Genomic DNA, 23227 nt, shown 5'->3' with positions numbered 1-23227 from the left:
AGGGGAGCGCTTAGGCGTTGTGCGGCGAGTCTAGAAGTTGACGCAATGACTGCGCTTCTTCGGCGGATATGCCGCCAATGAATCGTGCCAGCACTGCTTCGCGATCCAAGACGGTGCCAAGTGCTTCATTCATGAGAGCAACTGTGTGTTCTTCACGGCTAGTAACCGAGGTGTAGCGGTGTGGACGAATATCGCGTTCGCGGGCAACGAGGCCCTTTTTTTCTAAACGTGCAAGGACGGTGAGAACCGTGGTCACTGCAAGTTCTTTACCTGCGACGTCACCGGGTTCGGCGAGCTTATCGCGTAGTTCGTTGGCCGTGAGGGGGGGTACCGAGTCCCAAAGAAGATCCATTACTGATCGTTCAAGGTCGCCAAGAGTGGCCAATCTAATTTCCTAACACATTCGAAACATGAACACGGCATGATGCGCAGTGTTCGGCGTCAGGTGTTTCGAACCTTTCGCTAACCCAAGTTTACAGTGTTTGAGGAAAATGTTCTACAGTGGGTAGAAATGAACTTCTACGAGACGTAGAAGTTGGATCTCAGGTCCGGACGTTCCGGACTGATGATGGTTGAAAGGTCGGTCGTGGACCCGCTCGAAATAGCCAGATGGCAATTTGGCATCACCACCGTTTATCACTTCCTCATGGTTCCCCTGACCATCGGTCTGGGAATAGTGGTGGCGGTGATGCAAACAGCCTGGCACCGGACTGGCAAGGATGAATACCTCCGCATGACCAAGTTCTGGGGAAAGCTTTTCCTCATTAACTTCATCATGGGTGTCGCCACGGGCATCGTCCAAGAATTCCAATTCGGTATGGCCTGGAGTGAATACAGTCGCTTTGTTGGTGACGTCTTTGGTGCACCACTTGCCATGGAAGCCTTGCTGGCGTTCTTCGTCGAATCTACCTTCCTGGGATTATGGATCTTCGGTTGGGACCGGCTACCCAAGCGCGTCCACCTGGCAACCATTTGGTGCGCAACACTTGCAGCCACGCTGTCGGCATACTTCATTTTGGTAGCCAACTCCTGGATGCAGCACCCGGTCGGAACCGAAATCGTTGACGGCCGCGCCGTCATGACCGACGCCTGGGCCGTGTTTACAAATAACACAGCAATGGTTACCTTCCCACACACCATCTTTGGCGCCTTCGCGGTGGCCGGCGGATTCCTGCTTGGCATCTCCTGGTATCACCTTTACAAGCGTCGCAGTGCAGGGATCGACAGCGTTGATGCAAACGGTCGAGTCATCATTGGTGAGAGCGCTACGTTGGGTAAAAATCGCGATAAGACCGATTACAACGTCTGGATCAAATCCCTGCGCATTGGTTCGGCAGTAGCACTCGTATCTTTCCTGGGCGTCGCCTTCTCCGGTCATGCCCAAGCACAACTCATGTTTGAACAGCAGCCAATGAAAATGGCCGCAGCCGAAGCCGCCTGCCATGACGGCACCGGCTTCTCTGTCCTTTCCATTGGTGATCTGAGCTCACCGGGGAAAACCACCTGCGATGACATGGTTGCCGTCTGGGAGCTTCCAGGCCTGCTTTCATTCTTGGCACACAATGATTTCACTACAGAAATCAAGGGTGTCAATACCCTGGTTCCTGAGTACCAGGAAAAATACGGAACCCATATTCCGAATGACCCCATGTATGGCGACCGGGCCGGAACAGAAATCGACTATGTACCGGTTATGGCCGTCACCTACTGGGGGTTCCGTCTGATGATCACCCTAGGTGGTCTCTCCGCGGTAGCCGCGGGAGTTGCCCTATGGCTGACACGCAAGGGAACGGTGCCGCAGAGCAAATGGCTCTCACGCCTTGCCCTTTTTGGAATGCTCGCGCCCTTTGGGGCAAACTCCGCAGGCTGGATCTTCACCGAGATGGGACGTCAACCCTTCGTGGTGGCACCAAATCCCAGCTTTGAAGGTATTGATCAAGTCTTCATGTACACAGCAGCCGCAGTCTCCCCAGGAGTCAGCGCGGGGGAGATGCTCTTCTCATTGATCGCACTGACGCTTGTTTACGCGGTACTGCTGGTGGTCGAGGTCGTCCTATTGACCCGCTACATCCGTGGCGGTGTTGGATCAGCTATGCCAGAACTCACCGAACATCCCGACGATAAGCACAAAAAAGACGATGACGTGCTCTCCTTCGCTTACTAACGACACTGATTCAAGAGAGGAATAAACGTGGATTTCTTACCCACTCTGTGGTTCATCCTGATTGCCGTACTCTGGATCGGCTACCTCTTCCTTGAGGGTTTCGACCTTGGCGTCGGAATGCTTATGAAGACCTTTGCAAAAAACGACAAACAACGTCGAGTCCTACTCAACACCGTTGGCCCGGTCTGGGACGGCAACGAAGTCTGGCTTCTGACGGCGGGCGGTGCAACCTTTGCCGCTTTCCCTTACTGGTACGCATCGCTGTTCTCGGCACTCTACGTTCCGTTGGTACTGGTGTTGATCGCGCTGATCTTCCGCGCAGTTTCTTTCGAATACCGCGGTAAGTCCCGCACCGAAGCCGCCCGGAACTTCTGGGACTGGGCCATCGCACTTGGCTCATTCGTTGCAGCATTCGGTGTTGGTGCAATGCTCGCTTTGAGCACCACCGGCCTTCCGCTGAATGCCAATGGAGACCGTGTTGGTGGAGCATTCTCCTGGTTTAATATGTACGCGGTACTCGGTGGCCTTGGCGTAGTAGCCTTCTGCCTGATCCATGCGCTTGCCTTCCTCACCCTGAAAACAGATGGTGATATCCGAGTTCGGGCTGGTAAATTGCTGGCACGCTGGCTACCTGTAGCACTGCTCCCGTTGGCAGGCTGGGCCATCGCCGTGGTCATTCTCAACGCCTCGGGAATCGCCCTGATTCCATTGGCCTTGGCAGTGATCGTCTTGCTCTTCGCATGGAAGGCAGCAACGAAGAATCGAGAAGTGCGCACCTTTATAGCCCTCGGAGTGTTCCTGATTGCCGGTGTTGCGACAATCTTCATTGCCGCCTACCCGAACGTCCTGCCCTCCACGATTGATGCGGCATACAACCTCACGGTGTTCAACGCATCCTCCACGCCATACACGCTCAAACTCATGAGTATTGTTGCCGCATTCGGTGTACCCATGGTTCTTGCCTACCAGTCATGGTCCTATTGGGTGTTCCGTAAGCGCATCAAGGAATCGCATATTCCAGAAGCGCACGTAGTTCAGTCAATCGTCTAATTGCAATGACTTCCCGATACCCCCCCCACCGGGGTATCGGGAAGTTTGCCCGGATACGCGGGCCAAAATGAAAGAACAAAATTCTTCATGAAACCCGTACTTCCCGCAGGGACCGGATCCCGGACAGTTCTTGCCCTGCTTGCCGGCCTAGCAGCAATCAAAGCCATTGGGCTGATGCTAATAGCCGATGCCCTGGCGACCGGCATTTCACAACTTGCGGCAACCGGGAACCTCGAGGTTCGGCGTGTACTGGTCCTTGGACTCAGCGGCGTGCTTTTACGTGCGGGGGCCGTCTGGGGAACCCAATTTGCTGCTCAGCGAGCAGGGCTCGGTGCCAAGGAAACCCTACGTGGGCGTCTGATGGAAGCCGGCATGCAGGGCTCGGGTACTGCAGAACAAGGCCGCCCGGAACACGGTGCCTTGGCAGCACTTGCAAGTCGTGGACTAGACGGGCTTGATAACTACTACACCAAGTATCTTCCGGCAGTAGTTTCGGCAACGATCATCCCGGTGATGATCGTCATTCGAGTTTTGGTAGCTGACTGGGTCTCGGCACTGATCATTGTGCTGACCTTGCCACTGGTGCCCATCTTCATGATCCTGATTGGCTTACATACGGTAGAGCGCGTCAAGGCAGCTGCCGCGGGGCTCGATAAGCTTTCGAACCAATTGCTGGAACTAGCCCAGGGACTACCAGCACTCATTGGTTTGCGTAGAGCCAAGGGCAAGGGGCAAGCCCTGGTCAAGGTCTCGGAAGATTACCGCCAGGGCACCATGAAAACTTTGCGCACCGCGTTTCTATCCGGCTTGGCCTTGGAACTTATTGCAACGATTTCCGTGGCAGTTGTTGCCGTATTCATTGGTGTACGACTGGTCTACGGACACATGGGACTCGAGGCGGGCTTGCTGGCGTTGATCCTAGCTCCCGAAGCCTACCTACCACTTCGAGAACTTGGCGCCGCTTACCACGCATCAGAAGATGGCGTCGAAGCACTTGAACGTAGCGAAACCATCATTGGCTCACATCAGCAGACTCAGCCACAGCACGCCGATTTCACGCTCAATAGTTCCAACGTGCTGGAGATTCGTAATCTCAGGGTTCGTCATCAAGACCGTGCAGAACCTGTTATTAGCGAACTGAACCTGACACTGGCACACGGTGAAACCTACATTCTTGATGGAGCAAGCGGTACCGGCAAAAGCACACTATTACATGCCGTACTAGGCCAGCTCAACAAAGAAAATATTCAGGGCCAGATTTTGGTCAAGGATCAATGCGTTGGCTGGATCTCCCAGCACCCACAATTCACAGAACAGAGCGTTAGCGAAGAAATTGCCTTGCACGCCGGTGGGGCATTGAACGCGCAGAAGCTCTTCCAGATCGCTAGCGACGCGAACATAGTTCATTTACTTGAACGGAATCTTGTAGATTGCAGCCCCGGCGAACTGCGTAGGGTCGCGGTCGCCAGAGTTCTGGCCCGAGCGGCCGTGGACCCACAGCTGAAACTCGTCCTTGCCGATGAGCCAACGGCTCACCTCGATGAAGTATCGGCAACCAAGATCCGCACGGCATTGAAAGACCTGAGCACTCGCTACGCACTGCTCGTTGCCACACATGATCGTACCTTGGCAAAAACACTAAGAACAGAACACACCAACACCGCAGCTACCGCCTCGGCGCAGGCACTGACCAACGACATTTCTAGCATTGAAGCCAGCCCTGGACAGGAAACTCAGCGGCCAGTTGGAAAACGTTCCCTTGCGCACTGGTCCATTTTGCGTTCGCTGCCGTGGTTCCGCGGTGGTATGGGCCTAGGACTACTCCTTGCCACGCTCTCGGCGCTCTTCGGAGTGGGACTCACAGGAATCTCCGGGTGGCTGATCGTTACAGCTAGCCACCAACCGCCCATGCTTCACTTGATGGTCGCAGTCGTGGGGGTACGCGCCTTCGGCGTTGGCCGCTCGGTACTTCGCTATGCCGAACAACTTCGCGTGCATGACGCGGTGCTCCGATTCTCCGGAAACCTACGCCAACGACTCTGGGAATCGTTGGTTGCCCAACCGAAGATGTGGGGAAAGATCACCCGCTCGGGTGCGGCATTGGGTCACCTCGTCGCAGAGGTTGATGAAGTACGCGACGCGGTACCGCGCGTGCTGGTTCCGCCCGTAGCGGGAGTGGCTACCTGGATTGTTATCACCATAGGTATTGGCTTCTGGGCACCGCAAGCACTCTGGATTGCCTTAGTACTTGGTGTACTTTCGCTCGTGGTGCTTCCCCTGGCGGTCTTGGCTGTTGAAAAGCGGGCAACCATTGCGGTGAGCGAGCACCGGATCTGGTTAGGCTTTAGAGTCCCCACCTTGCTACGAGCCGCAAATGACCTGCGCGCCAACAACGCCCTAGATACAGCACTTAGCGTCTTCGCTCGAGAAGATGCCAAAGCCACAGCCGTATTGCGTGCCTCGGCACGTGGAGCAGGGCTAGCCCAAGGTGGAGCAGCACTACTCTCAGCCCTTGCCGCAGTTATGGCAGTAGTAGTAACCACCGGGGCGGGGGAACCAGCTGCGGTTGCCGGGCTGTTGCTATTAGCTCTGGGGGAGCCCATCGCGAACACTGCCACCTCGGTGCAGCAGCTTCCACAGCTCGATGACGTGCTCAAGCGTGTTTGGGTCAATCTCGAAGAAGCCGAAAACACCGAACAGGGAACTACCACCGCAACCACACCAGTCGAGAAAACCGAAACACCGGTGTCAATCAGGTTGGAGAACGTTACAGCGGGCTGGACACAGGACACCTCGGTTTTTGGAAACGCACACGTCGCGGTCGAATCCGGTACATGGGTAGGAATCACCGGAGAATCTGGGTCGGGCAAATCGACAATGCTCGCCACCTTCCTCGGTGCCTTGCCTCCACAATCAGGCACGCTGCAGATCAAACTCGGTACAGGGGAATGGGCAGCGGCTCAGGACGATGACCTAGCAACTATTTCGTGGTGCCCACAAGAGGCACACCTCTTTGACTCAAGCATTCGGTCAAACCTTGGACTTGGCCGAAACCTCGATGATCAACCAAGCGACACCGAACTATGCGCAGTCATCAACCAAGTTGGATTGGGGGACTGGTACGCAGCACTGCCTTTGGGCCTCGACGAGCGCATCGGTTCGGGCGGACACCACTTATCGGGTGGACAACGCCAACGACTCGCAGTTGCCCGAGCATTGGTTGCCCGCTCCAAGGTACTGCTCCTTGACGAGCCAACAGCTCATCTCGGGGCCGATGAAGCAATCGAGCTGATTGCAGACCTACGTGTCGCACTCAAGGATTGTGCGGTAGTGATCGTGACCCATGATGCTGCAGTTGCGGCGCTCGCCGATAGCACCGTTGATCTTGCGGATATGAAGAAGGTCTTGATCGGAGCATAGCGCTCAGTACGGTTGCGTATTACCTGCGGTTTGGCTGGCCTGAAAGAAAATAGGGCCAGCCAAACCTATTTAGGACAAGGACCGTAAGTATCTGCGGCGCACAATCTTTTGAATCACCAAGAGCAGGGGAAATATTGCGCGCCAAGGCTGTTGTGGGCTTGGACTGGTCAGTGATCGGATCGTCAGTCTGACTTCGTTACCGAACCGCTCCACAATAAATGCTTCTTCACCGGTAACCGGATGTCCGGGCAATGTTCCATAGGAGAATCCCACGCGATCTGGCGTCTTGATAACTTGGAGGACTTCAACGGGCTCTACAACTCGAATACCAAGCGCCCCGGCATAAACCTCGATCCTATCGCCGACTTGGACCGTGGCCGAAGAACTAACTCTAAAACCGCTAGATGTTTTCACTTTCCAACAAAGCACATCGCTAGCAGCTCGCTCCCACAGCGCATCGCCGGATCCAATAACCGCAGAAACTTCTGACTGCCGGTGCGGACCACTACGCAGTGGCCAGAGGGGAAGCTCGGGGCTTGTCATTGGTCTTTCTCCTCAGCTCATTGGCTAGAGCCAGTAGCCATAGTATGCGGCGTTGGTCTGTTCAGATCATAGCCATCAAAATAGTAGTGATTTGGTAATCGTGTCGGTTTGAGCCGGGCCCAAGCAAAGGCGGTAACAAGATCCCCACGACATGTTCGAGCTTCCTAGATGAGGTACGAATTCTGCCTAGTACGAGCATTGCTCATACGCACCACACGCCCATGAGACATCTGGGGAACTTCAACGGGCAAAATCTCCAACCAAATGCTTATTGACCAATTTCTTCTAAGAGCCCCATAACCACCGAAGTCTTAGATTGGGTATAGTCATCCCAATTATCGGTCGCTTCGGCAGCTGAAACTTTAGTGGCAAGATATTTATTCCGTGCCTGATCATCGGTGCGTAATAAGTCGCGAAACACGATTCGCCGATTCCATGCCGTTCCCGACTTTTCCAACACGTGCACGATAAATACTCGGTTCGTACGTGAAGGGGAGCTCAGCCAGCTGTGATGTGCATACTTACCTTCGAGGTCAAACCCGACGGTGGCCAACAGGTTTGCAACCTCCAAAATTCTTCCTGGTTCCACACCGATCATGAGATCAACCACTGGCTTGGCAGGTAACTGCGGCACCGAAGTTGAACCAATATGTTCGAACACTGCATCGGGTATTTGTTCCTCCAACGTTGTAATCATCGAGCGTGCCAGCTCGGCCCACTCTTCGTATCGGCTTGGAACGAGGACAACATTTTGTGCAGGGGGCATGGTTTTAGCATTGCATGTATGGCCTTGTGAGACAGATTTATTAACGTGGGGTACCCGATACAACCCGGCTACCAAGTATTCACACGAGTGTCTCGAAAACTGAGTGTTGAAAACCGCTACGCCAAATGGATCAGGAAGAATGATGGGCATGGAACCAGCATGGAGTACTCGAATTGGATGGCTCGATTTGCCAATACACGTGCGTACAGCAGTGGAAGACATCCTGGGTTCTGAGGTAGTCCAATTTGTGGGTCAGCGAGGTGGCTTTTCTCCGGGCACTGCCGATCGGGTGCTCACGAGTTCCGGGAAGCGGGCATTCGTCAAAGCCGTTAGTCGTGAGTTAAATGAAGACACCCCGAAAATCCATCGGCAAGAAGCCCACATCGCCGGGAATCTTCCTGCCACCCTGCCCATAGCTCCACTGATGGGCCATTATGATGACGGGCACTGGGTGGTCCTGGTACTCACCGATATTGAAGGCCAACCACCGCAGCTACCCTGGAAACTCGACGAAATTACCTTGGTTATCGATGCCTTGGAAAAGCTTGCACACGTGCAAATCCCTCACCCCTTGCTTGAGTTGCCAACGCTTAAGGAAGAATTAGCCGAAGCCTTTGCTGGCTGGAAAAGGGTTCGTGAGCTACTTCCGGAAGCGTGTGATCCCTGGATTGTTGAAAGACTTGATGAGCTAGAATCCCTTGCCGCGACGGGAATCGAAGAACTCGATGGCCGGTGCCTGGTACATAACGATGTTAGAGCCGACAACATCTTGATCACTGCTCAGGACCAAGCGATTCTTGTGGATTGGCCCTGAGCCTGCATCGGCGTTGGCTGGTTTGATGCACTGAGTGTTCTGGTCAATGTGCGTGCATTTGATCCAAACTTCAACGCCGAAGCGGTGCTTGCTACCCATCCGGTCTTCGCAGAAGCCACCGCGCAGCAGGTTGATGCGGTACTTGCTGGGTTGGCCGGTTACTTTATCGACGTGGCACGCACTGTTGCGCCAGTCGGACTACCCACCGTCAGGGCCTTCCAAAAGCAACAGGGTGATGCGGTGATCAAGTGGTTAAAGGAACGTTTGTAAGCCTTGTGGATCTAGTCTTTTGCGGTTCGCGTGGCCTGCGTCAGTAACTAGCTAATCCCTATGCGGCAAGTGACTCAACCTCACTCTGTGCGAGATGGCCGCAGATTGCCAAACGAGCCAACATAAATTCAGGAGTTATATCTTGAACTTGAAGCCCGTATGGGAAGCGGTAAATCCAAGTTGTTCGTAGAACTGGTGCGCTCGTGTACGAGTATTGTCGCTGGTTAGCTGGACCAATGATGCCCCACGACGTTGTGCCTCGGCGATGGCCCATAAGATCATCGACGAACCTATTCCCTTGCCGCGCAGGGATTCATCCACCTGGACGGCTTCGATGAGCATGCGCGTGGTGCCACCGCGGGAAAGGCCCGGAATAATCGTTAGCTGCATGGTCGCGACCAGTTCATGGCGCGAATCTTTGACAGCGACTAATAGCTGGGCCGGGTCTGCATCGATGGCCTGGAACGCTTGAAGATACCCAGGTGAATTTTCGTGAGGTTCAGGGTAGTCGGCCTGCCGCAGCGGGTCGTTAGACATGAGTTCAATAATGGGCAGCACATCGGTCTCGGTGGCTTTGTACAAGCCAAAAGTCTCACCGTCGGCGCTTAACGAAGTCAAGAACATGTGTCCCATCCTTACACGCCCGGAAGCAAACCAATCGGTAGAAACAACGGCCGGACAGCTCGCGGCCAAAAACTGTCTTGATCCTGGGCTAAAACAATCAGGCGTCGTCCCCTGAGCATGATTGCTTGGGGGACAACGCCTGATCATAGAGTTAGACGAACAAATTCCTACTCATCGAGCAAAGAGTCCTGGATCACTACTCGTTTGGCCTTTTCAACCTCGACCACACCCGAATCAGCGAATGGCTTCGAATCTTCCTCCGGGGTTACCCGAGGTGCTCGCTTGGTTGGTTCCTGAAGCGCAGGTGGCAGTGCCACCGGTTCTGCAGGCTGGGTTCCAATCGAGCCGCCGAGCACATCAATGCCCTGTGCCAGTGGGACACCTGAGGCATCGCGCTTGGCATATTCGGTCGGCAGTGCACGGACCACACCGGCTGTTGAGGATGCACGTGCAGGGCCTTCGCCGGCGTAGGCAAGGTCCAGCCTGTCTTCACCCTTCAGGAACCTGTGCGCACGTACGCCCGCCGTTGCTCGACCCTTGGATGGGTATTCGTTGAAGTCGGTGACCTTCACGGTGTGTGAGGCGGTACCCGGTAACGCATCAGAACCGGTAGCAATGGAAACGAATACTGCTTCTGCCGCGTGTTCGGGAACCACACCGAAGAAGATCGCGGTATCACCTGCAGCAAGCTTGATGCCAGCCATGCCACCGGCGGTACGTCCCTGCGGACGCACATTACTCGCCGCAAAGCGCAGTAGCTGGGCGCCACGAGTGACGAAGACCAGATCTGCTTCGTCGGCACCCACCGCGGCACCAATGACCGTGTCCTTATCCTTCAGGGTGATCGCTTCCCACTCATCACGGTTCAGTGGGTATTCGGGGGTAAGTCGCTTCACCACGCCATTTGCTGTACCCAGTGCCACCACCTGATTCAGTGGGACCAAAGCAACCATTTTCTCGCCCTTGGTCAGCTGCGCGAATTCGGCAACCTTGACACCACCGGTCAGCTGTGGGAAGCCATTGGCCGGGGGCAGCAATGGCAAATCAACAACCTGCAGACGTAACATCCGGCCGGTGGAGGTAATTCCACCAATTTCACCGCGTGCGGTGGTAGAAACCATGGAACCGAGCACATCATGCTTGATGCGTGCACCGGAATCATCAATCGGGTTACGTTCCGCGGTGCGGGCCACCTGACCGGTTGCCGAAAGCAAGACCCAGCACGGATCATCAGCAATCTCAAGGCTCAGCGGTGCCTGCTTACCGGTACCAACCACCGCCGGCATGGTGCTGCCCTTCAGCGGCGTGCTGCTCTCGGACTCCAACAAGATAGTCCGTCGCGGGGTGGCGAACTTTTCTGCCATCTCTGCGAGTTCACCGGAGACCAACTCACGCAATAAGGCTTCGGATTCTAGGATGGCACGAAGCTCTTCGATTGCCGCACGTAGTTCGTCGGCTTCCTTCTCCAACTCAATGCGGGAGAACCGGGTGAGTTGACGCAGGCGCAGTTCAAGAATGTGGTTTGCTTGCAGCTCGGAAAGATCATAAATCTTCATCAAACGCTCGCGAGCCTGCGCCGTCTCATCCGAAGAACGAATGATCGAAATGACCTCGTCAATATCGACGATCGCAATCAAAAGGCCTTCAACCAGGTGCAACCGGTCGAGTTTCTTATTCAACCGGTAGTTGGTGCGGCGGCGCACAACATTGATGCGGTGCTCAACGTACACGGTAAGCAATTCCAGCAGACCTAGGGTGCGTGGCTGACCATCTACCAGTGCAACGTTGTTGATACCGAAGGAATCTTCCATCGGGGTGAACTTGTGTAGCTGCGCCAGCACGGCGTTGGGGTTGAACCCATTTTTGAGTTCAATGACAAGTCGCAGGCCGTGACTACGGTCGGTCAAATCCATGACATCGGCAATACCGGTGAGCTTCTTGGCCGTTACCGCGTCCTTGATTTTTTCAATGACCTTTTCCGGGCCCACCATGTAGGGAAGCTCGGTAATGACCAGGCCGGCACGGCGTGCGGTAATCTGCTCAAGAGCAACCTTGGCGCGCGTCTTAAAGGTGCCACGTCCCGTACGGTAGGCATCACGAATTCCCTCAAGGCCAACAATGGTGCCACCCGTGGGCAGATCCGGACCCGGAATAAACTTCATGATTGCCGCCAAATCCGCTTCCGGATTCGCAATCAAATGCTGGGCGGCCGCAATCACTTCACCGAGGTTGTGCGGGGCCATATTGGTGGCCATACCCACGGCAATGCCCGTGGTGCCATTGACCAAGAGGTTAGGGAATGCTGCCGGGAGTACCTCCGGCTGCATGATCTGGTTGTCATAGTTCGGGACGAAGTTCACGACGTCTTCGTCTAGGTTGGCGGTCATCGCCACCGCGGAGGCATCCAGCCGCGCTTCGGTATAACGCGAGGCAGCGGGACCATCGTCGAGGGAACCGAAGTTTCCGTGGCCGTCGATCAACGGTAGGCGCAACGCAAAGCTTTGGCTCATGCGCACCATGGCATCGTAAATTGCCGTATCACCGTGTGGGTGAAGCTTACCCATCACCTCACCAACAACACGCGCACTCTTCACATGCCCCTTATCCGGGCGCAATCCCATCTCACTCATCATGTAGAGAATGCGGCGCTGCACCGGTTTGAGCCCGTCACGAGCATCGGGCAGAGCACGGGAGTAGATCACCGAGTAGGCATACTCGAGGAAGGAGCCCTCCATTTCGCTAGTCACATCGATATCAACAATGTGCTCCACGAAGTCCGCTGGTAGTGGTTCAGGCTTTTTGCGCGCCATATTAAGTGTGAATCCTTGGTTAGGTACTGATGTCGACCCTTGTCAGGGGTCGAAAGGTTCGTTGCTATGGTTTCGGCGCGTCGAACGTGCAACAACGCTCGGCGCGACCGATAGGCTAAGCCTATGGTGGATGGTCGTAAACCCGGAGAATACCCTTCCCATTGGGAAGCTGATGTCGTTTTGCGCAATGGATCGACAGCGCATCTACGCCCGATTCAACCCAATGATGCCGACGCTTTGCAAAAAATGCATCAAAGCCAGTCGGAATCCTCCGTCTACATGCGCTATTTTACTTACAAATCAGCGTTAACAGCTAAAGAGCTTAAACGCTTCACCGAAGTCAACCACATAGACCGGGTAGCTTTCGTCGTCACCCGAGGCGGAGACATCATCGGTGTGGGACGTTATGACCGCCTCGATGACCCGGCCGAGGCAGAGGTTGCCTTCAATATTTCTGATGTCTACCAAGGCATGGGTGTTGGCTCGATTTTGCTCGAACACCTCGCCGCGGCGGCCCGCGAAAATGATATCGAACGTTTCAGTGCAGAGGTGCTACCCGAAAACCGCAAAATGCTCACGGTCTTTGCCGAAGCCGGCTATGCGGTCAAGCGCCACTTCGACGAGGGCGTGGTCATGCTCGAATTTAGTGTAGATCCCACGGACAAATCACGTGCGGTGATGGAATCACGCGAACACCGCGCGGAGGCCAAATCTCTGAGTGGACTTCTAGCACCACAATCCGTTGCAGTCATCGGCGCCAGCCGAGAGTGGGGATCCATTGGCTACTCACTACTGAACAACCTCATCGAAGGAGGTTTCGAGGGCCCCGTCTACGGGGTCAACCCCGAGGCCTTCGAACTTGGCGGGATGATCAGCTACGGAACCGTCGCAGAAATCCCCGGCCCCATCGACCTAGCAGTCATTGCGGTACCCAAGGAAGAAGTCCAATCGGTCATTGAGGCCTGTGCGCTCGCCGGAGTCAAAGGACTATTGATTGTCACCGGCGGCTTTGAAAACGACGGTGAGGAAGGCATGATGCACCAGCGTGAACTGGTGCGGCTGGCCCGAGCCAACGGCATGCGCGTGATTGGCCCAGCATCGCTAGGCATGGTCAATACTGACCCGGAGATCGCCTTGAATGCCTCAGTTGCCCCGGGCATGCCCAAACGTGGTTCCTTGGGACTTTTTAGCCAATCCGCAGCCATCGGGGTGCTGCTCTATGCCGCTGCCTCACGGCGTTCCATGGGCATATCATCATTTGTCTCCGCCGGGAACCGAGCCGATGTCTCGGGTAATGACGCAATGCAATATTGGGAGGATGATCCAGCCACCAATGCGGTTGGCCTATATCTTGAATCCTTTGGCAACCCGCGTAAGTTCTCCCGTATTGCCCGCCGGCTCGCGAACTCAAAACCGGTGATCGTTGCCAAATCCGATGTCATGGGGTTACGTCTGCCACCCGGACACGCGGTACGCACGACCCAGGCTCCAACCGCTGCCGTCGATGCAATGCTGCGTCAATCCGGGGTGATTCGAGTGAGCACCAATGAAGAGCTCATGGAGATCGCTCAGATTGTTGCCGTGCAACCCATGCCCGCGGGAAACGGCCTCGCTATCATGTCTAACTCGGTGGCGCTAGCCTCGGTCGTTGCCGACGCTGCGGGACAAAACGATCTGGACGTGATCTCGCAGAATGCACAAATATCCCTAGATGATGGGCAATCACGTGCCCTGCCCAGACTTGCACGACTGATAGGTGAAGCCCTTGCCAACGAAAACGTTCACAGCCTGATCATCACGTTGCTTCCTTCGGTGGGCATCATGACTTCCGCGCTTGCCAAGTGTATTCGCGCGGCAGCTACAGACTCGGGTAAACCGGTGGTTGCGGTGTTTACCGGAATCATTGATGCCTCAATTCCGGCCGAAGGATTATTAGATACAGGAACTCGAAGCGATGGCAGCAGCTATGGTCTGCCGTGTTACTCGAGCCCGGGATCGGCGATTAAGGCGCTTGGCGCAATAGTGCGTTATGCCGCGTGGGTCGCCCGAGATCATGGGCAATACCTAGTGCCCAGCGATATAGATGTTTCGGCGGCCGCGGATCTCATCGAAGAATCGTTGGCCACTGTTAGCGGACTAGAGCTGCTGCATCTGCCGCGCAGCACTGCCACCAAGCTTTTGGATCAGTATGGGATTTCGGTATTGGAATCGGTGAAGTTCTCCACCGAGGACCAAGCGGTTGCTGCTGCTCAACGATTGGGTTGGCCGGTAGCGCTCAAGGCCCGCGACGAACACTTGCGCCATCGCCTTGATCTAGGCGGTGTGCGTCTAAACATCACCGATGAGGCCTCGCTGCGTGGAAATATTGCGCACATGAAAGAAATGCTTGCCCCCTTTGCCGCCCAAGATCTTGAGGTGCAAGCCATGGCCCCCGCCGGGCAGGGCTGTGTGATTCGGGCAGTTGAAGACCCGCTCTTGGGCCCGGTGGTGTCCTTTGGGCTGGCCGGAGACGCCGTGAATCTTCTGGGTGACTGGGCTCACGGTATTCCACCGTTGACCAATGTCGACCTTGCAGATCTGGTGAAAAGCCCGCGGGCCGCGGCACGATTGCGTGGATACCAGGGGCTTCCGGCCGTTGATGTACCGGCGCTTGAGGATTTGTTGAACCGGGTTGCAACGCTGAAAGATAACCACCCGGAGGTCGCATTGTTGGAGATTAATCCCGTCATGGTGACGAGCGATGGCACTGTTTCTCTCGCCGTTGAGCTGTGGGTGGGTAACCCGGAACAACGCACCGATTCGGCTCGCAGGGCGATGAGCCAGTAACCATCATGTAGCCGAGAGAAGAGCACAAATCTTGCTAGACGAGCGTTTGGGTAGACTTGAGGGTATGACCCCCCTTTCTTCGCCCATGGGCCGTGACCTGCAAGCTGACATCAATCGCGCAGGGTTCTACCCAAAAATGGTTTTGGACGTTATTGATGAGGCGCTCGATGGTCGGGATCCCGGAGACCATTTGGTTCACTTAGAAACCCACTTTGATCAAAATGAGGTTCACCGTCACATCACGGTCCTTGTACTAGCCCAGGATGTGTTGTTGGTGGCTCATGTGGATGACCAGCAGCTTGATGAAAGCGGCCGCCAGATCATGGCGCAGATTTCCACCGAACTGGTCCAGCTGGCCAAGGTCACCACGGTTGCCAGCAGCTACGTCTATCACCAGCCACAGAATTACCGCACTGGCGATCCCGTCAAGGAACTGACCCTCGGCATTGCGTGGGCAGGTGCCCAGCGCATCGATCTGGCACCAGCCGGTTGTGCGGATCCAAATTGTGAAGGGGATCATGGCTACACCGGCACCAGCCAGCAAGAAGATTTGGTCTTACGCGTCAGTGCCGAAGCCGATGGTGCAGGGGCCGTGACGGCGGCGCGAAATTTTGCCAAGGCCATACGCCGTGCCTCGGCACCACGTGCCACCGGAACCATTGAAACCTCGGCTCCGGTAACCCCCGCGGCAGATCTGCTGGGACGAGTTTCTTCACGTTTTGGCCGCAACCCAAACCAGGGCTAAAGGAACGAGTACCCCTCACGTGAGCACGAGTCAGCGGATTACCCCTGCCCAAGAACTGCCCGCCGCGCCACCCTACGGCGTATCAACTATTGCAGAACTGCTTCCAAGTGCCGCCGCGGTACTTAACGTCCCGGGCTATGAAAATACCTTGGGGCTACCGGTTGCCTCACGAATCTGCGTGGTAATGATCGACGGGCTTGGAAAGGCCTTGCTTAAATCGCGTGGGGGACACGCACCATTCCTGCGCAAGGCCCTGGAGAATTCCCTGACCCTGTGCTCGCCCTTCCCTTCGACCACTGCAGCGTCCTTGGCGAGCCTTGGCACCGGGCTAGCACCCGGAAGCCACGGAATCGTCGGGTATGACGCTGTTGACCCGGTCAAGCGCCGTACAGTGAACCAATTGGGTGGTTGGCCCAAGGATTTAGATCCGCTTACGTGGCAGCCACACCAGACAGTTTTTGAACGTGCAGCGGAATCCGGTGTGTACACGGCCACCGTGAGCATGAGCCAATTCAAAGAATCCTCACTGACCAAGGCCGCGTTGCGCGGTACTAATTTCATCGAAGCGAATTCGACGCACGCGCGTGTACGGGCAACAACCGAAGTTCTTGAAGCGAACTCGAGATCATTGGTCTATTGCTATTTCAACGAGCTTGATAAGGCCGGACACCGTTATGGAAAAGACTCCTTGGAGTGGGGACATACCCTAGAAGAAATCGATTCGTTGGTCCGAACATTGGCGGCCAGGGTGCCTAGCGGAACTTTGCTGTTGCTAACCGGTGATCATGGCATGATCGACGTACCAGAAAAATGGCGTATTGATTATTCCGAGTTCCCAGAACTTATCCAAGGCGTTGAATTGACTGCGGGGGAGCCGCGCGCAGTTCAATTACACTTCTACAGCAATACCGATGATGAACAGCGTGTAGCGGTTGCTGAGGCATGGCGTGAGCGCTTTGGTGCCAAGGCTTGGGTACTAACCCGTGCCGAAGCGATTGAGCATGGACTCTTTGGCGAAGTTTCCGAACGTGTCAGCGAACGCATTGGGGAGCTGCTGATTCTTGCTGCGGAGGACATTGCCTTCCTTGATGGGCGCCGGGTAAATCCGGCAGCATTTACCATGATCGGGCAGCATGGTTCGCTCACGCGCGCCGAGCGGGAAATTCCCCTGCTGACTCTTAAGGCTCCTCAGAGTAAAAAGAAGTAGTAGTTCCTCACACAGCGAGGAATCCAGTCCCCTCCGTGGTGCTCATAGTTTCTTGAAGGTGGTGCTGTTCGCACGCGATGGGCCAGCTAGCAAAAGGTCCCGGTCTCCAATCACCCTAGGGGTATTTAGAGACCGGGACCTTTTGAATTAGTAAGGGTTAGTCGTTGTTACGGCGACCAAAAACTATTTCATCCCAGCTGGGAACCGAAGAACGCTTTGCCTTTTTCTTGGCCGCCGCATCCTCATCGATGGCCTCTTCAGTGTCGTCCTTCTCATCTTCGGGCTCGGCAGCGGGACGCAGCGGCGGCACCACAGAAATCTGGGTAGTACGGGTGATACCGTCATAGAGCTTCGGAAGACCCCCAGTTTCGGGGTTCGCTGGTCCGGCCAGACGCGGATCGTTATCAGGATGCGGGGTGCCAGGACTGCGGGTGAGCATCGAAGCTAGATTGTCATCGCTTTGTTCATCAACGCCCAGGCGCTGACCGCGGCGTGCGCTGAGAACATCGAGGAGTTCCTCTGAATCGGCAACTGCGGCCTCAAAGTCGACAGCTTCGGTACCATCCTCATTGAGCTCAACATCAAAAGGATGATCAGCGACCGCCGAGAGACGGCGAGTACCCAATGGCGCGTCGAAACTTTCAAGTTCACTGAGCGCCTGGGCCCAACGGTTGGCATTCTGCAAGGATTTGCGTCCGGGATGGAAAACCCAACGAGCTAAAGATTCATCGGTGCCAGAGCCAACGCTGAGGGTGGCAGTATTCTGCGGCTGGCCAAAACGCACGACGACTTCCCAGGAATTATCGGCAGCACGCCAGGCATCCCATTCTAAGGAGTCGCCATCAATGCCCATTAGATGAGCGCGGTATGCAACCATCTCCCCAAGGTTTGCTGGCTCTTCACCAAAAATTGCGCGGTAGCCATCATGTGTTTGTGGTGCCGAGACTTCAACGTTGCGTGCCTGCGAGGCAATATATTCACGTTCCGCAAGTACCGGGCCTTCATAACGCATGATGTGTTCAAGCGACATGCCAGAAGATTCTGCCACCTCCTCGGCGGTGGCACCGGAACGAATCCTTGTCTGGATTTCGCGTGGCGAAAGCGGCGACGCTGGGGGCTCGGTTCGTTCGGCACGGGCAGCGCGCGTCAGCGCACTGCGCAGCGCTTCATCGATGGGCAGCGTAAAGCTATTCCCATCTTCACTGCTCAGGTGCAGGCTTTCACCGTTCTCGTGGATGCCCACCAGTCGGAGTTGACGCATGACTATCCTCCACAAACCGTCGTGTATTGACTAAAACTCTGCCACCTGTGGGCGTAATTACCTAAGAAGCGCCTTGGTGTGGCGTGGAACAGGTTTATGATTTCTCCCATGAAACGGGGCAGATCAGGTGTTTTGCCTCATTGAAGTCCCACTTACGTGTTGGAAAGTGGGAAGATAAACCGCCGGTTGGTTGCAACGGGCACAAAATCAGCAGCGCCGTTGTTGAATCATAGGCGCAAACAAATGCGTGGATGGCAGGGCACCGGTATACCGGGGTCGTGGCACCCAAACCGAAATACAGCTTTAACTAAAGCGGAGTGTGAAGCAGCAATTATGGCAACCGATTACGATGCACCTCGGAAGCACGCCGAAGACGATGAGAAGCTCGAGGCACTGCCCGAACTCAAGGCGCAGCGCAACACCAGCAACGAATCAAACCTGATCGATGAGGACGAAGCGGCCCTAGCCGATAGTTATGAGCTACCCGGTGCCGATCTTTCGGGCGAAGAGCTTCAGGTCATGGTGCTACCTGCGCAATCGGACGAGTTCACTTGTGCCTCCTGCTTCCTGGTTCGTCACCGTTCGCAGATTGCCTTGGAAAAAGACGGTTTACTTTACTGCACCGACTGCGAGGGTTAGGCCCCTAGCAGCAACAGCGCTAAAGAAAGATTTGCGTTTAACGACGATGAGCGTGGTTCCCATAACAACTGGGAACCACGCTCATTCGCCTATGAGGGCAACTTTGCCGACAAAAACCTATTCGGAATCGGCAGGTGACTCGGATGCCTGATCTTGGGTTTCTTCAACCTCACGGAATTGGCTCATGACCCCGCCCAAGGCAGCGGTAAGTTCTTCAGGGCGACGGGTGGAGGTGAGCCAGTATGGTGTGGCATCACGCTCATCGGTGATTTCGATGCGCACAACCGGGTCAATCCAGCCACGAATATTCATGAACGCAATGCCGTTGAGGCCCGGTCCACGCTGATGGTAAGCAGCGGAACCTCGGTAGCCGGTGACCTCGCCAACGTATTGACGCTCAATGCTTGCCCGGCCAACACGCACGGTATCGGCGGTGACTTCAATGGTTGGAGTGTTTGCAATGAAAGCAAAAGCAATCAAGGCAAAGGCAATGAGCCCGGCAGTGATTCCCCACTGGGCTCCGATGGGGAAGAAAGCAACTCCTGCTGTAGCGCCAAGACCCAACGCAACAAGCCAGATTGCCCAGTTTGGTCTGAGCTTTTCTTGGAAGATGACAGGGGCATGCGGGGCAACTGAAGGATTCTCGGGCATACCTACAAGCATAGGCCGTTGCTTCACCGCACATTGCCACGTATCTGTTCCTCAAGCGACTAGAGTTGAAGGGCCCCTGTATCAGCCTCTGCGCTGCCCCGAACCAAACCCCCTGGAGTTAATACACATGTCCGAGTCGAGAGTCGATATTGCCCTGCTGATGTTGGACCCGGAACTTCCGCTTCCAAGTTACGCTCACCAGGGTGATGCTGGCGCGGATCTTTGCGCCCGTGAAGATATCACCTTGGAGCCGGGAGAGCGCGCCTTGGTACCCACCGGCGTCGCCATCGCTCTGCCTCTTGGCTATGTGGGACTGATCCACCCCCGCTCGGGGCTTGCAACAAAGCATGGTCTCACAGTTGTTAATGCACCGGGAACCGTTGATGCAGGATATCGTGGTGAGTTGAAGGTCACGTTGTTGAACACCGATGCGCGGACCCCCATTGTGCTCAAGCGCGGCGACCGCATCGCACAACTTGTCATCCAGAAGGTTGAGCGAGCCACGTTCATTCAGGTTGAAGAGCTCGACGAAACGGTGCGCGGCACCGGCGGGTTCGGCTCAACCGGCGGTTTTGAGACCGCGTCAACTCAAATCTAAGAACCGCAGCAGTCTCACGCCAGACTAAAGCAGAGAGCTACTCCAATGATTTTCAAGCGCAAGAAGAAGGCCGCCATCGAAGCGGCGGCCGAACAGACGATTGCAGAGTTAAACGCAACAGCGGCCAAGCAGGACGAGGCGCCTGAAGAAGTGCCAACGGACACGGACGCGGAAGCTGACGAGGCCTTGGCTACAGCAATCAAGGGCGTGAAGCAGAACCCGGATGAGGGCCCCTTTGACGGTGATGATTTTGAGGACCATGACGAGTACCTCGACATGGGTTCGCTTCTGATCAAGCCGGTTCCCGGGTTACAGCTTCGTCTAGAGGTTGAGGAATCAACGCAACGTGTCATTGCCGTTGCCCTAGAACTTGGTGGTTCACGGATGCAGCTGCAGGTATTTGCCGCATCGAAGTCCGAAGATCTCTGGCCTGGCATCTCCACCCAGATTGCAACGGGCATTGCCGATCAGGGTGGTGAAACCGAGATGGTTCCGGGTCGCTTTGGTAACGAATTGCTGGCACGTGTGCCGCAAACGGCACCCGATGGCCGTCAGGGTTATGTTGTGTTGCGTTTCTTGGGCGTCGATGGCCCACGTTGGTTCCTGCGTGCGGTGATTGGCGGTGCGGCACTAACCGATCCTGCGGAATCAAAGGCCATGGAGGACGCGCTGGCTCAGGTCGTTGTGGTTCGAGGCGATACGCCGATGCCGCCTACCGAGCTTCTGCCGCTGACGGTGCCACAGGGTGCCCTGACCCATACGGATGCTGCTGCGCAGGCAGCATCGGCAGCGGAGTCCAGCACCGAACGCCCCGAACGCGGCCCAGAAGTTACCCAGATTGGCTAACATTTAGTGCCTAAAGAACTAGTTGGCAAAAACACGGCTAAGGCTTCGCACCCCGTCCCGGATACCGGGTCACGGGGGAGCGGGGCCTTAGCCGCCAGCGGCAAGATGTTGAATTCCCTTGCAGAATTGCCCGAGCGTGGACGTATCATCCACCGCGGCTATGTTGAATCAATAACCATTCTTCCGGCAGAGCAAGCGCCGGCCTTTACGGTGTCTGTGGTTGATCATCCGGCTCCGCCCGGGGGACGCCGGGTTGCAGTGCCGCATCTGCATTTGATCTTTGTGGGACAGCGCCGGGTGCCTGGAATCCTTGCTGGCACCCGATTGAACTATGAGGGTATGGTCGCTCCAATTGATGGGGTGGCAACCATATACAACCCCCGTTATGAAATTCTTCCGGAGCGAAGTTCCGGGCAATTGCCGAAACCTAAAACAAGTTCTTGAGCTTAGCTAAGCGCAATGACATCGATTCTGCGGCATGTGCCGCACCCTCCCCAAGGACTTTTACTTCCATGAGTGATTCCACATCGACCCCGTCCGAGCCGGAAGAGCATGACCCCACGGCCGAGGAAATAGCTGCACGCATTGGTGCCAATGCGGGAATTGAACGTCGCGAAGACGGACAGATCGATGTGCTCAAGACCATCGGTGGGGTACGTGGACTTGTTGAATCCTTGCTTCCTGGTTTGGTCTTCCTTGTTATCTTCACCCTCATACAGCAGCTGAACCCGGCGCTGATTGCCTCGGTAGCCGTTGCCGTCGGTTTTACCGTGGCTCGACTAGTGCGTAAGGGCACGCTCGCCCAAGCACTTACTGGTCTGGTGGGTGTGGTGATTTGCGCTATTTTCTCGCGCGTTACCGGTGAAGCCAAGGATTACTACGTCCCGGGTTTCTACACCAATATCGCCTATGGGGCAGCACTTATTATTTCTATCGTGGTCCGTTGGCCACTGATGGGCGTCATCTTTGGCTTTATCCGTTCGGAGAACACCAGCTGGAGAACGGATAAGGTTCGTGCTCGGCAGTACACGTGGGCCACCTGGATTGTTGTTGGAGTGTTTTTTGCCCGGTTACTTGTTCAGGTGCCATTGTATTTCGCGGATAACATCCCGGCCCTAGGTGCCGCCCGACTTGCCATGGGCGTTCCACTTTATGCGGCCGGCTTGTGGATTGCTTGGATGATTTCACGCCCCATGAAAAGCGTTGAAACTTCAAGTCAAATCGGGTCTAGTTCCTAAGAATATTTCACCGTCATGAAGGTTTGAAGCCCGGCCAATCTTCCCTTGCGGATCGGTCGGGCTTCAAACTTTTTAAGGCATGCAGATCATGCGGTTTCGGTGGTGCGTAGCACCGCGCGAAGTTCATCTTCGGCAACGATCGTGGTGACAAAGAAGAGCTCGTCGCCACTTTCAATCACGTCGTCTTGGCTTGGCGTCAATGGAATATCATCACGCAAAATTGCAACAACTGTTGCATCTGCTGGCCAGGGAACCGAACCAATGGTGCGGCCAATGAGCACCGAATCGTGTGGCACGGTGAATTCGACCATTGAGACAACTCCCGATTGCAACGTCATGAGCCGAACCAAGTCACCGATTTCAACTGCCTCTTCGACAAGTGCGGTCATCAAACGCGGGGTGTTGACGGCAACGTCAACACCCCATGCGTCATCAAACATCCAGTCGTTCTTTGGATTATTGACTCGCCCAACGGTACGACCGACGCCGAACTCGCTCTTGGCCAACAACGAAACTACGAGGTTGACTTTGTCATCTCCGGTAGCCGAAACTACGACATCGAATTGATCAAGTTTTGCTTCCTTGAGCACACTAAGTTCGCAAGCATCTCCAAAGAGCCAACGGGCGCCCTGTACTCCGGCTCGAGCAACGACTTCTGGTTTTTCATCAATGAGCAATACCTCATGCCCGTTGGAGATCAGTTCTTTGGCGATAGAGCTTCCCACCGAACCTGCTCCGGCAATCATGACTTTCAT

The 23227-nt window shown here is 55.5% G+C and carries 21 protein-coding genes; 13 read left to right on the top strand and 8 right to left on the bottom strand.

Annotated features, from left to right (window positions below):
* Nucleotides 1–10 precede the first annotated feature (10 nt).
* A complete protein-coding gene (locus CQ018_RS00620; protein WP_105548049.1) occupies nucleotides 11–385 on the bottom strand; it encodes a BlaI/MecI/CopY family transcriptional regulator in 375 nt (124 codons plus the stop codon).
* 201 nt (nucleotides 386–586) lie between these two features.
* Here CQ018_RS00620 and CQ018_RS00615 point away from each other — a divergent pair, with 201 nt between their 5' ends.
* From CQ018_RS00615 to cydD, 3 genes are all read left to right on the top strand, one after another.
* Complete coding sequence (locus CQ018_RS00615) at nucleotides 587–2164, top strand: cytochrome ubiquinol oxidase subunit I (protein WP_105548645.1); 1578 nt, start codon at nucleotides 587–589, stop codon at nucleotides 2162–2164.
* A gap of 27 nt (nucleotides 2165–2191) precedes the next feature.
* On the top strand, nucleotides 2192–3214 hold the full coding sequence (gene cydB, locus CQ018_RS00610) for a cytochrome d ubiquinol oxidase subunit II (RefSeq protein ID WP_105548048.1): 1023 nt from the start codon (nucleotides 2192–2194) through the stop codon (nucleotides 3212–3214).
* A gap of 87 nt (nucleotides 3215–3301) precedes the next feature.
* Nucleotides 3302–6634 carry a thiol reductant ABC exporter subunit CydD gene (gene cydD, locus CQ018_RS00605; protein ID WP_105548047.1) on the top strand — a complete coding sequence of 1111 codons (3333 nt, stop codon included), beginning with the start codon at nucleotides 3302–3304 and terminating at the stop codon, nucleotides 6632–6634.
* A 69-nt stretch (nucleotides 6635–6703) separates the two neighbouring features.
* Here the strand turns inward: cydD and CQ018_RS00600 are convergent, their stop codons facing one another.
* Both CQ018_RS00600 and CQ018_RS00595 read right to left on the bottom strand, forming a co-directional pair.
* Entirely contained in the window at nucleotides 6704–7177 is a 474-nt protein-coding gene (locus CQ018_RS00600) for a DUF1990 family protein (RefSeq protein WP_105548046.1), read from the bottom strand.
* A 268-nt stretch (nucleotides 7178–7445) separates the two neighbouring features.
* Nucleotides 7446–7943, bottom strand: a complete 498-nt coding sequence (locus CQ018_RS00595) for a GrpB family protein (protein WP_181149674.1) — start codon at nucleotides 7941–7943, stop codon at nucleotides 7446–7448.
* A 148-nt stretch (nucleotides 7944–8091) separates the two neighbouring features.
* On the opposite strand from CQ018_RS00595, the gene CQ018_RS00590 reads away from it, so the two are divergent.
* Complete coding sequence (locus CQ018_RS00590; RefSeq protein ID WP_181149673.1) at nucleotides 8092–8757, top strand: phosphotransferase; 666 nt, start codon at nucleotides 8092–8094, stop codon at nucleotides 8755–8757.
* Nucleotides 8758–8805: 48 nt separating this feature from the next.
* Nucleotides 8806–9027 carry a hypothetical protein gene (locus CQ018_RS00585; RefSeq protein WP_105548044.1) on the top strand — a complete coding sequence of 74 codons (222 nt, stop codon included), beginning with the start codon at nucleotides 8806–8808 and terminating at the stop codon, nucleotides 9025–9027.
* A gap of 135 nt (nucleotides 9028–9162) precedes the next feature.
* On the opposite strand, the gene CQ018_RS00580 is transcribed toward CQ018_RS00585, so the two are convergent.
* Both CQ018_RS00580 and CQ018_RS00575 read right to left on the bottom strand, forming a co-directional pair.
* Nucleotides 9163–9651, bottom strand: a complete 489-nt coding sequence (locus CQ018_RS00580; protein WP_105548043.1) for a GNAT family N-acetyltransferase — start codon at nucleotides 9649–9651, stop codon at nucleotides 9163–9165.
* A 167-nt stretch (nucleotides 9652–9818) separates the two neighbouring features.
* Nucleotides 9819–12461 carry a DNA topoisomerase (ATP-hydrolyzing) subunit A gene (locus CQ018_RS00575; RefSeq protein WP_105548042.1) on the bottom strand — a complete coding sequence of 881 codons (2643 nt, stop codon included), beginning with the start codon at nucleotides 12459–12461 and terminating at the stop codon, nucleotides 9819–9821.
* Nucleotides 12462–12584: 123 nt separating this feature from the next.
* Here CQ018_RS00575 and CQ018_RS00570 point away from each other — a divergent pair, with 123 nt between their 5' ends.
* The 3 genes from CQ018_RS00570 to CQ018_RS00560 all read left to right on the top strand — a co-directional run bounded on the left by CQ018_RS00570 (nucleotide 12585) and on the right by CQ018_RS00560 (nucleotide 17239).
* Entirely contained in the window at nucleotides 12585–15287 is a 2703-nt protein-coding gene (locus CQ018_RS00570; protein ID WP_105548041.1) for a bifunctional GNAT family N-acetyltransferase/acetate--CoA ligase family protein, read from the top strand.
* 64 nt (nucleotides 15288–15351) lie between these two features.
* Nucleotides 15352–16032: a DUF5998 family protein gene (locus tag CQ018_RS00565; RefSeq protein WP_105548040.1), complete on the top strand. Its 681-nt coding sequence runs from the start codon at nucleotides 15352–15354 to the stop codon at nucleotides 16030–16032.
* Between the two features lie 19 nt (nucleotides 16033–16051).
* Complete coding sequence (locus CQ018_RS00560; protein ID WP_105548039.1) at nucleotides 16052–17239, top strand: alkaline phosphatase family protein; 1188 nt, start codon at nucleotides 16052–16054, stop codon at nucleotides 17237–17239.
* 157 nt (nucleotides 17240–17396) lie between these two features.
* Here the strand turns inward: CQ018_RS00560 and sepH are convergent, their stop codons facing one another.
* On the bottom strand, nucleotides 17397–18500 hold the full coding sequence (gene sepH, locus CQ018_RS00555; protein ID WP_105548038.1) for a septation protein SepH: 1104 nt from the start codon (nucleotides 18498–18500) through the stop codon (nucleotides 17397–17399).
* Nucleotides 18501–18833: 333 nt separating this feature from the next.
* On the opposite strand from sepH, the gene CQ018_RS00550 reads away from it, so the two are divergent.
* Nucleotides 18834–19139 carry a DUF4193 domain-containing protein gene (locus CQ018_RS00550; protein WP_105548037.1) on the top strand — a complete coding sequence of 102 codons (306 nt, stop codon included), beginning with the start codon at nucleotides 18834–18836 and terminating at the stop codon, nucleotides 19137–19139.
* A 117-nt stretch (nucleotides 19140–19256) separates the two neighbouring features.
* Here the strand turns inward: CQ018_RS00550 and CQ018_RS00545 are convergent, their stop codons facing one another.
* A complete protein-coding gene (locus CQ018_RS00545) occupies nucleotides 19257–19790 on the bottom strand; it encodes a DUF3093 domain-containing protein (RefSeq protein WP_105548643.1) in 534 nt (177 codons plus the stop codon).
* 127 nt (nucleotides 19791–19917) lie between these two features.
* Here CQ018_RS00545 and dut point away from each other — a divergent pair, with 127 nt between their 5' ends.
* The 4 genes from dut (at nucleotide 19918) to CQ018_RS00525 (ending at nucleotide 22472) form a co-directional block, all read left to right on the top strand.
* Nucleotides 19918–20388 (top strand): dUTP diphosphatase, encoded by a 471-nt coding sequence (gene dut / locus CQ018_RS00540; RefSeq protein WP_105548036.1) that lies wholly within the window; start codon nucleotides 19918–19920, stop codon nucleotides 20386–20388.
* A gap of 45 nt (nucleotides 20389–20433) precedes the next feature.
* Nucleotides 20434–21234, top strand: coding sequence for a DUF3710 domain-containing protein (locus CQ018_RS00535; protein WP_105548035.1), 801 nt, complete (start codon nucleotides 20434–20436; stop codon nucleotides 21232–21234).
* A gap of 6 nt (nucleotides 21235–21240) precedes the next feature.
* Complete coding sequence (locus CQ018_RS00530; RefSeq protein WP_258142348.1) at nucleotides 21241–21678, top strand: hypothetical protein; 438 nt, start codon at nucleotides 21241–21243, stop codon at nucleotides 21676–21678.
* Between the two features lie 68 nt (nucleotides 21679–21746).
* Nucleotides 21747–22472 (top strand): DUF3159 domain-containing protein, encoded by a 726-nt coding sequence (locus CQ018_RS00525; RefSeq protein ID WP_105548034.1) that lies wholly within the window; start codon nucleotides 21747–21749, stop codon nucleotides 22470–22472.
* Between the two features lie 86 nt (nucleotides 22473–22558).
* Here the strand turns inward: CQ018_RS00525 and CQ018_RS00520 are convergent, their stop codons facing one another.
* Entirely contained in the window at nucleotides 22559–23227 is a 669-nt protein-coding gene (locus tag CQ018_RS00520) for a TrkA family potassium uptake protein (RefSeq protein WP_105548033.1), read from the bottom strand.

Source organism: Arthrobacter sp. MYb227, from assembly GCF_002975435.1.
In the GTDB taxonomy this organism is placed as follows: domain Bacteria; phylum Actinomycetota; class Actinomycetes; order Actinomycetales; family Micrococcaceae; genus Paeniglutamicibacter.
Note: the sequence above shows the minus strand (reverse complement) of the source record. Positions and strands in the feature narration are given on the sequence as shown.